The sequence below is a fragment of the Brevibacterium atlanticum genome, assembly GCF_011617245.1.
Taxonomy (GTDB): domain Bacteria; phylum Actinomycetota; class Actinomycetes; order Actinomycetales; family Brevibacteriaceae; genus Brevibacterium; species Brevibacterium atlanticum.
In genome coordinates this window covers 3624996-3638481 of sequence record NZ_CP050152.1, presented here as the reverse complement: position 1 = coordinate 3638481, position 13486 = coordinate 3624996, and the positions used below count along the sequence as shown (strand labels likewise).

Sequence of the window (13486 nt, the reverse complement as noted above, 5' to 3'; positions counted from 1 at the left end):
AATGAGCACCGAATTCGTCCCCGCCGCCGATGTCCGGCCGGTGAACTTCGCCGTCCGCGCGGCTGACCACATCGACCGCGGCCGCCGACGCGGGACCGAGCTGCGCACCGGGATCGCACCCACCCTGGCGGCCTATCGCCGGTACTTCGCCCATCTGAATATCGCCGAGGCGGCCGTTCGCACCGCTGCGACGTCGAGCCTCGAACGGTTGCAGGATTGGTCGCCGACCGCCGCCGAGGAGATCGCAGCTGTGGCCGAGGGCGCGGGCATCGAGGCCGCCGAGCTCATGGAGATCATCGCGCGCACCGAGATCATGACCCAGGCCTCTGCCGCCCCGACCGAATGCTCGACCGTGAGCAACACCTTCCCGGGCGCCTCGGTGGCCGCGCAGAACTGGGACTGGGCGGCCGACTTCTCCACCCTGTGGCACTTCAATGACGTCGGCGCTGTACCAGGTCAGCGCCGCCATGTCGGCATCGCCGAGTTCGGAATGCTCGGCAAGATCGGCCTCAACGAGTCAGGTGTCGGCGTCCTGCTCAACATTCTCAAGCACACCGACGACGGCCCCGGGGGAGTGCCCGTGCATGCGATCCTGAACCGGGTGCTGTCCGAGGCCGACACCCTCGACGAGGCACTCGAGATCATCCACTCGGCCCCGACCTCGTCCTCGTCGATCATCACGGTCATCACCGCCGAGGCAGCCGTCCAGATCGAGATCGCCGGTGACCGCAAACGCGAACGCCGGGCCGGTCACGCGAGTGCCGGCAACGATGGGAACGGCCGCGAGACCGGATTCCTCATCCACACGAACCACTTCCTCCACCCGGACCTGCTCGCCGGCGCACTCGAACTGCGCCCGGACTCGACGTCGCAGGAGCGCTATCGGCACCTCGCCGAGGCAGTGGCTCGCTTCGAAGCCGGACGCTCAGGCGATGCGGCGCAGCCCGTGACGATCGGCGACCTCACAGCGCTGCTGACCACCGAGCAGGGAGAAGCGCCCGTGTGCTGCACCCCGGCCCCCGACGCCACCTACGGCAATCGCTCGGCGACGCTCGTGACCGTGCGCATCGACCCGGCGCGCAAACAGATCGACCTCGCGCCCGGGTCACCGGCCGAGGGTCTGCGCGGCAACCGCCGCTTCCAGCTCTGAGCGGCTCAGCCCTCGTCTGCGTCGGTCGAGCCCTCGGAGCCTGCCGACCCCGCAGCCGCCTCGGCGGCCTCCTGCTCCCGCATTTCGATGACGGCGTCGAGCGCGGAGGCGATCGCACCGCCGTCCTCGAGCGCGGCTTGGATGAGCCGCCACGGCACGAGGTCGAGGTTCTGATCTCCGATGACGAAGCGGATGTAGGGCTGCTTCTGGCGTGGATCATCACGGTCGAGGTCGGTGCCGTAGCGCCACTGGCCGAAGCCGATCCGCCGCACGGTCTCGCCGATGAAGCGCATCGCGCCGGCAATGAACGGGGTCTCCTCCTCGGTCATCATGTCCTCGCGCGAGTCGTAGCGGACCGCGACCTGCTTGCCCAGTCGGGCCAAGCTGTCCCGGTCGAATGCCCACGAGGCGGGATCGGCCTGCTCCTGCGTCCAGGCGGCGATGCCCGGTTCGACGGTGCCGATGAAGCGGGTGAGGAACTCGACCTCTTCCGTACTCGAGTTCTCCGCCGTGAGCGTGCCCAGCGACAGGCCCGTGCATTTGCGTCGCGGCGAACCGTCGCCGCCGAGCTGCTCCCGGGCCTTGTCGAGGACGGCGGTGAACACCTCGGCGCTGCGCTGGTCGACGGCGGTCAGCGCGATCGCCACGAGCGGGATCGGCTCACCGGCGGCCGGACCGTCCGCAGTGTCGGGACGGATGAACGGCATGCCGTTGCCCGTCGTCTCATCGTGATCCCAGACGCCGCCGACAGCACGAAGATAGGTCTCGCCGAGGTAGCGGATGAGTCCCTCGAAGAAGCGTCGGTTCTCGGCCTTGAGAATCGTCTCCGTATCGGGGAACTTCGAGAGCACGAAGAGCTCGAGCATCGGCAGAGACTTCGCGCCGAAGTCCTTCGGGAACGGCACCGTCTTCCCGTCCTCCTTCTCGAAGGTCTCAGGCAGATCGGCGAGGACGAACGCGCCGAGGCGGACGTCCATATTGTTGATGAAGGCGGAGTATTCGCGCTGGAGTTCATTCACGGCCTCCACCTTAGTGCCTCAGGCTGGTTCCGGCCCCGTGGGGGAAAAGACCAGGAGTGCCATGAGGACGTTGACGATGAACGCAGGATCGATGTCGAGGGGATCGTTGAGTTCTTTGCCTGCAGCGGCTTTCACTGAGAGGTGGAGGAAAAGCGAGACCAGTGTCGAGAGCAGCTCCTCCAGGGGAATGCGCGGTTCTGCTCCGACGAAGTCGAGTGCAGTCCGCACCAGAGCTGAGAGCCGCTCGAGCCGGTAGGAGTCGAACTCCTGGTAACGGGAATAGAGCTCCGGGACGCGCAGGCAATAGAGTTCGATTTCATGTTCGGCGATCGTGTCGGCGACAGTCCGGTTCTTCTCGTCGAGGATCTCCTCGACGAATGAGGTGAGAAGGCCTTCGACATCTGTGACGGTGCCTGATCCCAGATGCGCGCTCCACCGTTGGATGGCGTCGTCGAGCCTGTCGAGAGTCTCCGCTGTGCGAATCTCGAGAGACGCCAGCACGAGGTCGTCGCGACTGGAGAAGTTCGAGTAAAAGGCTCCGCGGGTCAATCCGCCGGCCTCGCAGATCTCCTCGATCGAAGCACCGGCGATGCCCTTGACTGCGAAGACCATGGTTCCGGCGCGCACGAGCGTGGACCGAGTCTGCTGTCGGCGAGGGCTGAGTTCGTCTGATTTCATTGTCATTTCACGGCGGTAGTTTGGCGACAGTCGGCGGACTGTTCGCAGAGTCTGGGTGTCCCCTGGGAATTCTTCGGGATTCTAGGATCCACTTGCATGGACAACCTAGATTCAACCATAATACAGGACTGTATCCAATACACTTTTGTATCGAGGTTTTCGTGTCAACTTTCCTCTACGCCCTGGGTCGCCGTGCGTACCGCACGCCGTGGCGCGTCATCGCTGCGTGGCTGCTCATCTTCGCACTCGTCGGTGCCGGGGTCGCTGCCTTCGCCAAGGACTTCGACAACGACTTCACGCTTCCGGGGTCCGAGGCGCAGAATGCGCTCGACTCGATGAAAGCCACCTTCCCCGAGGCGGCCGGAGTCTCCGCCTCGGTGATCGTCGTCGCCGCCGAAGGCGAGTCGGTCGAGGACGCGAAGTACAAGGACGCGATCGAAGACGAAGTCGACAGGCTCGAAGACCTGCCGCACGTCGATGCCGTGACCTCCCCATATTCGGACCTCATCACGGGCGCCATCAGCAAGGACGAGTCGGCCGCGATGATCTCCGTCCAATACGACGGCACCCAGCAGGAGGTCGGGGAAGACGCCGGAGACAACCTCATCGAGGCACTCGACCCGCTGCGCGATGACCTGCCGGGAGCGCAGGTCGACGGCGGCGGCGAACTCTTCCAGGTCACCGGCGTCGAGATCTCCTGGGTCGAAGGCATCGGCGTGATCATCGCCTTCATCGTCCTCCTCCTCACCCTCGGCTCTTTCCGCGCCGCGGGCATGCCGCTGATCACCGCGCTCATCGGCGTCGGCATCTCCGTCCTCCTCATCGTCGGCGCTACGGCATTCGCGACGATCAACTCCACATCGATCATGTTGGCGCTGATGTTGGGCCTGGCGGTGGGCATCGACTATGCCCTCTTCATCGTCTCCCGAGCCAGGGCCCTGCTCGCCGAAGGACATGACCCCGTCGAGGCGGCCGGACGCGCCGTCGCCACTGCCGGTTCCGCCGTCGTCTTCGCCGGCATGACCGTGATGATCGCCCTGCTCGGACTCTCTCTGGCCGGCATTCCCTTCCTCACCGTCATGGGCATCGGCGCTTCCGGCTCGGTGGCCGTGGCCGTGCTCATCTCCCTGACGCTGGTCCCTGCACTGCTCGGCCTCGTGAAGGCCAAGATCACCCCAAAGCCGACCAAACGCTACCGCAAGGCCTTCGCCGCGGCCACGGAACGGGCGAACGCACGCACGGCCACCTCGGCGAGGGAACCCTCCACCGAGGCGGGCGTGAGCGATCTGACCACCCGCGCCCAAATCGCCGACGAGGCCCGCGCCGAGGCCGGGGAGCCCTACCCGAAGACGATCATGGACCGCTTCTTCGCCGGGTGGCTCAAGGTCGCGACGAAGATTCCGGTGCTGACGATCGTCATCATCGTCGGCGGACTCGCCCTCTTCGCGATCCCCGCCACCCAGCTCCAGTTGTCCCTGCCCAATTCGGGCGATCAGGAGCAGGGCACCCCTGCCCGGACCGCCTACGACCTCATCGACAAGCACTTCGGGCCCGGATTCAACGGACCCCTGGTGATGACCAGCGAGATCGTGACCAGCGACGACCCGCTCGACGATGTCGACAAGATCGAGAAGCGCATCGAGGACGTCGAGGGCGTCGATCAGGTCATCATGGCCACCCCGAACCAGGACGCCACGACCGCCCTGTTCCAGATCATCCCGACCACGGCCTCGGACGATCCGGCCACGCTGGACACCGTCGACCGGCTGCGCGACCTCAGTACGGACATCGAAGACGACTTTGACTTCGACACCGCCGTCACCGGTGCCACCGCAATCCAGATCGACGTGTCCGACCAGCTGGGCAAGGCTCTGCTGCCCTTCGGCATCTTCGTCGTCGGGCTTTCGATCATCCTGCTGATGATGGTCTTCCGTTCGATCGCGGTGCCGCTCAAGGCCACCGGCGGCTTCCTTCTGTCCGTCTTCGCCTCCTTCGGCGCGGTCGTCCTCGTCTTCCACGACGGGTACTTCGCCGAGCCTTTGGGCATCGATTCGACGGGTCCGGTGATCAGCTTCCTGCCGATCATCGTCATGGGCATCCTCTTCGGTCTCGCCATGGACTACGAGGTCTTCCTCGTTTCCGGAATGCGCGAGGCCTACGTCCACGGCTCCTCGGCCAGGGACGCCATCAAGGCCGGCTTCGCCTCCTCGGCCCGCGTCGTCTCGGCGGCGGCGATCATCATGTTCTCCGTCTTCGCGGCCTTCGTGCCCGCCGGTGAGCCGATCATCAAGGCGATCGCCCTGGCCCTGGCCTCGGGCATCTTCGTCGACGCCTTCCTCGTGCGCATGTCGCTGGTTCCGGCGATCATGCAGTTGCTCGGCGACAAAGCCTGGTGGCTGCCGAAGTGGCTCGATAAGATCCTGCCGCGCTTCGACGTCGAAGGCGAGGGACTTGCTCACGAGGTGGCTCTGCGCGACTGGCCCGAACCGAACTCCCACTACCGGGTCTACGGCCGCGGCATCGGCGTGTACTCCGGCTCCCGCGGTTTCGCCCGCGTCGACATCGCGCTGCTGCCCGGTCAGATCCTCGTCGCCAGCGGCGCTGCCCGCCGGGCCCTGCTGCTCGCCGTCTCCGGCCGTGTGGGCCTGAGCGCCGGAGAGATGAAGATCGGTGAGAATGTTCTGCCCGAACACGCCGGACGAGTCCGTCGCCAGGTGCCCTACTTCGACCTGGCAGGTGAGGGAGCCGACCAGACGATCAGCCCACGTGAGACCTCACGCTTGGCCTCCTCGGCGCCGGATCTGCTTGTCGTGGACGGAGCGGAGAACCTCGGCGCGGAATCCGCACGCGGACTGCGGGAGCTCCTACCCGAACTCGTCGACGCGGGCACGACCGTCGTCCTCGGCCTGCCCGACGGCGACGTCACGGGCATCCTCAGCCCCGAAACGAACTATTTCCACCTCGACCTCGACGAGGCCAGACCCGACGAGCGAGGCGACACTGACAGCGGACACGGCGGCGAGACGACCATCGCCGCCGGCAGCACCAACATGGAAGGCGTGCAGTCGTGAGACTCGAACGTGCGAACTCGAAGCGGCCGGTCAACTGGCTCTCCATCCTCGGCCTCGTCCTCATCCCGATCATCGTGGCGGCCGGTTTCATCCTCGCCACGTGGAAGAGCGGGGATCGGCTTGAGACCGTCGAAGCCGCCATCGTCAACAACGACGACGGTGCGAAGGTCGACGGCAAGACCGTGCCGATCGGTCGGCAGCTGACGAGCGGACTCGTGGGCGAAGAGGATAACAACATCCACTGGGTCATCACGGACGAGGAGGACGCGGAGGAGGGACTCTCCGACGGCACGTACGCGGCGAAACTGACGATCCCCGAAGGTTTCTCTCGGGCTGTGACCTCGGTCGATGATGCGAAGTCGGCGACGCAGACGCAGATCGACGTCGACGTCTCCGGTACCGCGCCGGCCGCGGACACGCAGATCTCCCGCTCCGTCGCCGAGGTTGCCCGCACCACCTTCAACACGGAGATGACCGAGAACTACCTCGACAACATCTACCTCGGATTCAACAAGATGGGTGACCAGATGAAGGACCTCGGTGACGCCGCCGGGGAACTCGACAAGGGCGCGAAAGGCCTCAAAGAAGGCACCGACAAGTCCGCCAGCGGCGCCGGCGAGCTGTCGAAGGGCATGCAGCAGCTGAGTGACAACAGCGGCGAACTCAAGTCCGGTGCGACCGACCTGTCGAAGGGAGCCGGTGACCTGTCGAAGGGTGCCTCGGAGATGTCCGGGGGGCTGAACAAGCTCGATAAGCAGACTTCGAAGCTGCCCGACAGCACGCAGAAGCTCGCCGACGGTTCGGGCGAACTCTCCGATGGCGTCGACGAGTACACGAAGTCGATCGACCAGATCATCAAGGGCTTCGCCGGGTCCGGTGACTCGGATCAGGGTGGCCTCGATGAGATCACCCAGGGCGGCAAGGACCTCGAGAAGGGCGCGAAGGGAGTCTCCGACGGAGCCGCCGGTCTCTCCGACGGGCTCCATCAGTACCGGGACGGGCTGAAGAAGGGCGCCGACGATGCCGACAAGCTCGCCGGGACGAAGCCCGACCTCGACGCGCTCGTTGCTGCCGGCATCATGACCTCGGGCGAGGCGGAGCAGGCACGTGCCGAGATGTGCCCCGAGGGTACGCCCGACCAGGTGTGCCAGGGTATCGAGCAGGCCTATGCGCAGGGGCTGCTCAACGGCACCTCGGGTGGTCTGAACAAAGCCGTCGACGGACTCGAGCAGGAGCAGAACGGCTCCTCGCTGCTCGGCGGCGCTGATGACCTCGCCGACGGCGCGGGGGAGCTCTCTGACGGAGTGAGCAAGTTCGTCAAGGGACTCGAGGACGGCCTCGGTGACCTCATGGACGGGATGAAGGACATCTCGAAGAACGCTCCGAAGCTGCTCGAGGCTTCGAAGGGACTGCGCGACGGTGCTGCCGGAGTCGCCGACGGCAACCAGCAGCTCGCCGACGGAATGCCCGCCCTGTCGCAGGGCATTGGGAAGGTCGCCGACGGTTCGTCCGAACTCTCCGACGGTGCCGGACAGCTCAGCGACGGGCTCGACCAGTACAGCACCGGTATCGGCAAGTACACCGACGGCGTCTCCGAGGCCGCAACCGGAACCTCGGAGCTGGCCTCGGGACTCGATGAGCTCGACGAGGGCACCGGCAAGTACGCGAAGGGCGTGACCAAGTTCTCCAAGGGAGTCGAGGACGGCGCCGATGAGGTACCCTCCTACACGGCTCCCGAACGTGATCGGCTGGCGAAGGTCGCCTCGGCGAACATCGAGGAACCCAGCACTGACGGCCTGACGAACGTGCTGGCCGGCTCGACGATCGCGCTGCTGATCATGCTCGCGCTGTGGGTCGGCGGGCTCGTCACCTACACCGTGCTCAAGCCGATCCCGGCCTCGACCCTGCTCTCGACGAAGTCCTCGTTCGCAGTGTGGGCGCGCGGATTGGTCCCGGGTGTCGTCATCGGTGTGCTGCAGGCGCTCGTGCTCTCGATCCTTGCGGTGAGCGTGATGGACATCGATGCGATCCAAGGCTTCGACATCGCGGTGCTCACCTTCGTCTCCGCGATCGTATTCATGATCCTCAACTTCGCACTCGTGGCGTGGTTCGGCGGAGTGGGCAGATTCCTGTCGGTGATCGCCGTCGTCCTGGCCGTGGCCGGGCGGACGATCGGCGCGGTGCCGCAGTTCTTCGACTTCGTCGCGCCGATCCTGCCGCTGACGCCGTCGATGAACGGCTTCGCAGCGATCGCGGCGGGCACCTCCGGTGTGGGTGCGGCGTACGGCGGGCTGTTGGCCTGGGCGATCATCGGCGTCGTGATGTCGCTGCTCGCGATCGTCCGCGCCCGCTCGACGAAGCCCGAAGCCGCGCTCGCCATGGCCTGAGGCGTCGCGCGGGGCGGGTGCGCGGCGGGGTGCCGGGCGGCCCGGCGCCCGACCCACGACACTGCCGGCAAGCACGTTGGGGCACACTCTTCTCTGGAGTACTCACGTTTTTCGGTGAGTAGTTCAGAGAAGAGTGTGCCGTTTCTCGCGCGGCACCGTCAGAGGAGGTCGAGGATCGCCTCGGCGGCGGCGTGAGAGTCGTTGAGCGTGGCGGCGTTGGCTCCCGGGTTAGCTGCGATTGCCAGACCCCACTGCCTCGAGGACAGCTGGATCGACAGAGCGAATCGACGCGGATGGACCTGTCCCGCGACGTCGATCGTCCGATAGGGGCGCGGGGTGAGCGCGAGTCCGTTGAGGAACTTCTCCCGACCATCGTCCAAGGTCAGGCGGGCGGCGGTGAGCTGTCCGCGTTCGAGCATGCCGTGCAGCAGGACATCGGCGGCCCGGGACACCGAGTTCGTCGGCGACGCCGCGTCGATGACGACGTTGCCGGTGATGCGTCCGGCGGCCTGCGCCGAGGTGACCGTGAAGATATCCGGGTTCGCCTCCGTCGCCGAGGTGGCGGCCGGGTTCTCTTCGATGCGCATGTCGGGGCCGATGAAGGTCACGACACCGGCTTCGGCGAGAGCGAGGAGTTCGGCGATGCGCTGCGGGGGAGGACCGTCGCAGATGCCGGAGACGAAGCCCTCGAACCAGCCGAGGATCTCCATGTCGATGCTCACCCGGTCGATGTGACCGGCGACGATGAGCTCCTTGAGCAGCAGCCGAGACTGCCACAGCACCGGAAACAGCGCCTTCTCCGGGCTGCCGGTCGGGCCGGCCAGCGAGGCATGCAGATCGGTGCGCAGGAACTCGAGCATCCATTCGTGCAGCGAACCGGGTTCCCCGGGTTCGCGGCTGTTGAAGAGCTCGCCCTCGAGCGGGTTGAGCAGCTCGTGCAAGGACATGCGGTCGGCCGGATCGGGAACGAGTGCCTCCTCGATCTCCGACCACGCGAACGCTTCGCGGGTGACACGTCCCTGACGGGCGGCGTCCTCGGTGGCCGTTGCACTCGCTGTGGCTCGCGGGCCGGATGCCCCCGGCGCGGCAGCCTGGATGGATGCGTCCTCCGGGTCACCCCGGCCGGAAACGTTCGCCTGCGGGTGGGTCTCCTGCCAGGTGCGGCGGGTCAGGTGGCGCGAGACCGCCTCGGCGATGGCCTCGCGCAGCTGTCCGGGGTCACCGGCGAATGCCTCGGGGCGGACCTGGGAGAGTGTGCGATAGTAGGCCAGGCGCAGGTCGGCGAGGATGAGCGGCCACAGCTGATCGTTGAACCGGGCCTCGGCGGAACGGTCGCCGTCGAGGTCGTCGAGACCGGCCAGCAGAGCGATGTTCTCCCGAGTGAAATAGCGCAGCGGCCAATCCCTCTTTGGGTGCTCCCGACAGATCGGCTTGCTGCGGTAGGGAATCCCCCGGCGGGAGCCCAGGGCCAAGCTCGGTTCGAGCCCGCTGGGCTCGTAGCGCAGCTCGCCTTCTGAGGACGGGACGTAGCGACCACCGCGTTCATGGGTGAACAGGGTCTGCAGGTCGAAGTAGTTGAGCCCCATGCCGCGGACGATGACACGGTCACCGGGGGCCACCTCGGCGACGGGGGTTTCCGCCGGCAGGCCCTGCGGCAGGTACAGTCCGCCGCTGCGCTCGGCGAAGGCGGCCAGGCGGGCGCGCTCCTCGGGCTGGGCGCTGGGGATGTGGCCGACGGCCAGGACCACGGCCGAGGCGATGATCGTCGTCCCGTCCTGGCACCGCACGAGCTGTTCGGGAGGGATCGAGTCCTGAGTCCCGGCGGGGCGGGAGACCGTCTCGGCCGCCTCGGCGTCGGCGGTCTGTGTCCCGTCGCCGGATCCGACCCCCGCCCCGACCGCAGTTCCGGCGCCTGACTCGCCGGCCGCCCCCGGGAAGTCCATGGCGGGCAGGTCGATGACGGATTCGGCCTTCGTGAGGTGCTCGACGACCTCGACGGAGGCGGGAGCACTGCGGCGGATGCGCTCATAGGAGTCGCGGAGGTAGCGACCGTAGAGGGCGCGGCTGGGGAAGGTCGAGTCGAGCGGTTCGGTACCGCCGCCGGCGACATACCATTCGCCCATCGATGGGCCGGCGGGTTCCTCATCCTCGTCGAGGAAGGTACAGCTGGCATCGGGGAAGACGGTCTGCTCGGCGATGGTCGTGTTCATCAGCAGGGATTTCGGCTGATCGGTGCGCCAGACGATGCCTGCCCCCGGCGGATACGGGTCGATGAGGTGGATGGTCAGCGCGGGTGCGGTCTCATCCTCGCGTCCGGCGAAGCGTTTCGCGGCCAGTGCCACGAGCCGTTCGAGGACGGTGAGTCCGCGCGGGCCGACGCCGATGATCGCGACCGCGGGAGTCTGCGTCCGATCGGCCGCGCTCACCCCTGCTCGCCGGTTCCGTCGGTGCCTTCCGTGCCAGCGGTTCCGCCGGTGTTTCCCGGGTATCCGGGGAAGTCGTCACCGGGCTTGTAGCCCTTCGGGTAGCACTTGCCTTCGGCGTTGGGCTCACCCGGAGTCGACGACTCGGTCGCACCCTCCTCGGTGCCGGACTCATCGCCGGACTCGCTTGAGTCCGCAGAGTCGGCGGAGTCGGCAGCCTCGGTGGTCTCGTCGGTGCCGGACGACGAATCCTCATCCTCGCCGGAGTCCTGAGACTTGCTGCCGTCGTTGGTCGGCTGCGCTGTCGACTCATCACCGTTCGAAGCACCCTTGACCTCGCCGAGGATCCACTTGTGCAGAACGTCGAAGTCGGGGTCGTAGGTGGGGGTGACGTCGTTGTTGATCTGCACCGAGGTGACGTCGCCCTTCTGCATCATCAGGGCGAGTTCGATGAAGGCCGGGATCTCATTCTGCGGAATCGAGGTCGCGATGTTCCGCGTCGCCGAGTTCGCGAGCTTCGGATAGGCCGAGGCGATCTCCTGCGGGTCGACCTGCTCCAACGTAGTCTTGAGCATCCGCTGCTGACGGCACATGCGGTCGTAGTTGTCGCTGCCCTCACGGGAGCGGACGTACCACAGCGCATCCTTGCCCTTGAGAGTCTGCTGGCCGGGATCGACCCAACCGTAGATCTCGTTGGCCACGCCGGACATCGACTTGCCGCCGCCCATCGGGATGGGACGTTCGACGTCGATCTTCACGCCGCCGATGGCGTCGACGACGTCTTCGAATCCGGCCATGTCGACCGAGGCCCAATAGTCGAGGTTGAGGCCGAGGGACCCTTCCACTGCCTGCATCGTCGTCCACATTCCCGGTTCGAGTCCGTGGGTGTCGCCGATGGAGTCCTTGTTCTGATCGCCCCACTGCCACACGGCGTTGATGAGGTCTTCCGAGGAGTTGCCCGAGGGTCGGAATCCGTCGGGCCACTGCTTCTCGAGCTCGCTGCCCTCGGGGAAGATCGGGAACGCGAGGTTGCGGGGGACGGAGATGAGCGCGGCGTTGCCGGTCTTCGTGTCGATCGAGGCGACGAGCATCGTGTCCGGGCGGGTGCCTTCGCGGTCGTCGCCGTTGTCACGACCCATGAGGAAGACGTTGATGTAGGGCTTGTCCGCCCACAGATCTTCGGCGTTCTCGGACTTGCCGGTGCTGTCGCCGAAGAGGCTCGCGACCGTCGAGGACTGGACCCTGGCGAAGACGGATCCGACGCCCAGCGGGATGCCGATGATGAGCGCGAGAGAGACGACGAGGACGCCGGCGAGCTTGTTCTGCCAGGGCCGGTACCGATGCCCGCGTCGCAGCCCGAGGTGGGACACGATCATCACGAGGATCCAGATCACGGCGACGAGGATCGCGCCGATGGCAAGGAAGTTCAACAGGGACGGGCTCGAGACGATCGTCGCTGCCGCGCGTACCGGCCCTTTGACGAGCAGATAGATCAGCCCGGTGAGGAGGATGAGGACGAAGAGTCCGAAGACGATGAGGCCGGCGGGACGGAAGCGCGTGCGCAGCAGTCCGACACCCGGCAGCAGCGTGCTGAGCGAGGTCCAGCCGACGAGACTGGGGAAGGATTCGCCGAGGCGGGAGGAATGCCGGCGGGCACGTGCGGGTTCGTGGACGGTTGAGTCACCGTCGGACTTCGGCGTGCGATTCTGTGCCCGTTCGGATGCGCCCGCGCCGGCCGCAACGGCTCCGGCTGCGCTGCGTGCCGAATTGCGGGCGCCGTTGCGGCCGCGACCGCGGCGGTCGTCAGCGGCGCGACGTTCGCGAGCATCGCGCCGAGTCGTCGGTGCTTCGTCGTCAGCATCCCTCTCCGAGGCTGCCATGCGGTTGTCCGCGAATGTGCGCGGGGCATCGTCGTTGCTTCGTCGGGCGGAGCCGCCTCGGCGCTCGGAAGAACGCGAGGTACGGTCCGAGGTACGGGAGGAACGGTCAGAGGCGCTTGAGGAACGGTCCGAGGTGCGCGGGGCATCGGAGTATTTGTCGGGCGGGGTATTCGATCCCGCGGCAGCAGCCACACCGGCTGCGGATGCTCCGCTGGCGGCCGCGGCGCGCAGCATGCGGGCCTCGCGGCGGGTGCGCGGTGCTACCGGACGCGGAGTCGGGGCAGGGTGCTGCTCGTTCGAAGAAGAATGGGCTGAGCTCGCCGACGAACTCGAGCGGGATACGGATCGTCCATCGGCCGGGCGGGCGCTGGTGTACTCGGAAGTTCCCGATAAGCGGTCAGATGAGCCGTTGCCGCCTTGCTGCCTGCTCGCGGACCGGGAACCGCCGGAGCCACCGGCGTTCCCCTGCGGGGCCGGACCATTGTCGCTGGCAGCGGTGTCGCCGCGGAAACGAGGGCGAGCGGAGGCGCGGAGCCGACGCCCGGCGGCATGAGAATCGGGGTCGTTCTCATGCGGTCCGTGCTTGTCAGGGGGAAACTCTGGCAAGTTGTCTACTCCTCAAAGACTGTCATTTCGTGCTGAGCGGCCCGCTCGTCGTTCTCATCCGTCAGCGTCGGGAGCATCTCGAGGATGCAGGGGGTCCCGGATGATTTCCCGGAAGGAAAGGTGAGCAGACCGCAAGGCACATCATGCCGATTTTACGCCCGGACATTGATGAATGCTGGAATTCCGGTGTGGGGGAGCAGAGGAATCGGGACGATCGGCCCGGATTTCCGCCGATCACGGGTCGCTCCTTCTATGACGAAGCCCACTCCTGC

7 protein-coding genes are annotated in these 13486 nt (G+C 66.6%); 3 read left to right on the top strand and 4 right to left on the bottom strand.

Translation table 11 applies throughout. From position 1 onward, the window contains the following. Position 1 precedes the first annotated feature (1 nt). Positions 2-1150 (top strand): C45 family autoproteolytic acyltransferase/hydolase, encoded by a 1149-nt coding sequence (locus GUY23_RS16195; RefSeq protein ID WP_166974214.1) that lies wholly within the window; start codon positions 2-4, stop codon positions 1148-1150. A gap of 5 nt (positions 1151-1155) precedes the next feature. On the opposite strand, the gene GUY23_RS16190 is transcribed toward GUY23_RS16195, so the two are convergent. Then, positions 1156-2169 carry a hypothetical protein gene (locus tag GUY23_RS16190; RefSeq protein WP_166974211.1) on the bottom strand — a complete coding sequence of 338 codons (1014 nt, stop codon included), beginning with the start codon at positions 2167-2169 and terminating at the stop codon, positions 1156-1158. Positions 2170-2187: 18 nt separating this feature from the next. After that, positions 2188-2853 carry a TetR/AcrR family transcriptional regulator gene (locus GUY23_RS16185; RefSeq protein WP_228282469.1) on the bottom strand — a complete coding sequence of 222 codons (666 nt, stop codon included), beginning with the start codon at positions 2851-2853 and terminating at the stop codon, positions 2188-2190. Between the two features lie 155 nt (positions 2854-3008). Between GUY23_RS16185 and GUY23_RS16180 the strand changes: the two genes are divergently transcribed. Both GUY23_RS16180 and GUY23_RS16175 read left to right on the top strand, forming a co-directional pair. Further along, entirely contained in the window at positions 3009-5918 is a 2910-nt protein-coding gene (locus tag GUY23_RS16180) for an MMPL family transporter (protein ID WP_166974208.1), read from the top strand. Beyond that, positions 5915-8305, top strand: coding sequence for a YhgE/Pip domain-containing protein (locus GUY23_RS16175; protein ID WP_166974206.1), 2391 nt, complete (start codon positions 5915-5917; stop codon positions 8303-8305). Before GUY23_RS16180 ends, GUY23_RS16175 begins: the two co-directional genes overlap by 4 nt. A gap of 158 nt (positions 8306-8463) precedes the next feature. Here the strand turns inward: GUY23_RS16175 and GUY23_RS16170 are convergent, their stop codons facing one another. Beyond that, positions 8464-10731, bottom strand: coding sequence for an FAD/NAD(P)-binding protein (locus GUY23_RS16170; RefSeq protein WP_166974203.1), 2268 nt, complete (start codon positions 10729-10731; stop codon positions 8464-8466). After that, a complete protein-coding gene (locus GUY23_RS16165; protein WP_166974200.1) occupies positions 10728-12842 on the bottom strand; it encodes an LCP family glycopolymer transferase in 2115 nt (704 codons plus the stop codon). Before GUY23_RS16165 ends, GUY23_RS16170 begins: the two co-directional genes overlap by 4 nt. Positions 12843-13486 lie beyond the last annotated feature (644 nt).

Coding starts and splice junctions, on each gene's coding strand:
- GUY23_RS16185 (WP_228282469.1), bottom strand. CDS start 2,853: ATGACAATGAAATCAGACGAACTCAGCCCTCGCCGACAGCAGACTCGG.
- GUY23_RS16165 (WP_166974200.1), bottom strand. CDS start 12,842: ATGCTGCGCGCCGCGGCCGCCAGCGGAGCATCCGCAGCCGGTGTGGCT.
- GUY23_RS16195 (WP_166974214.1), top strand. CDS start 2: ATGAGCACCGAATTCGTCCCCGCCGCCGATGTCCGGCCGGTGAACTTC.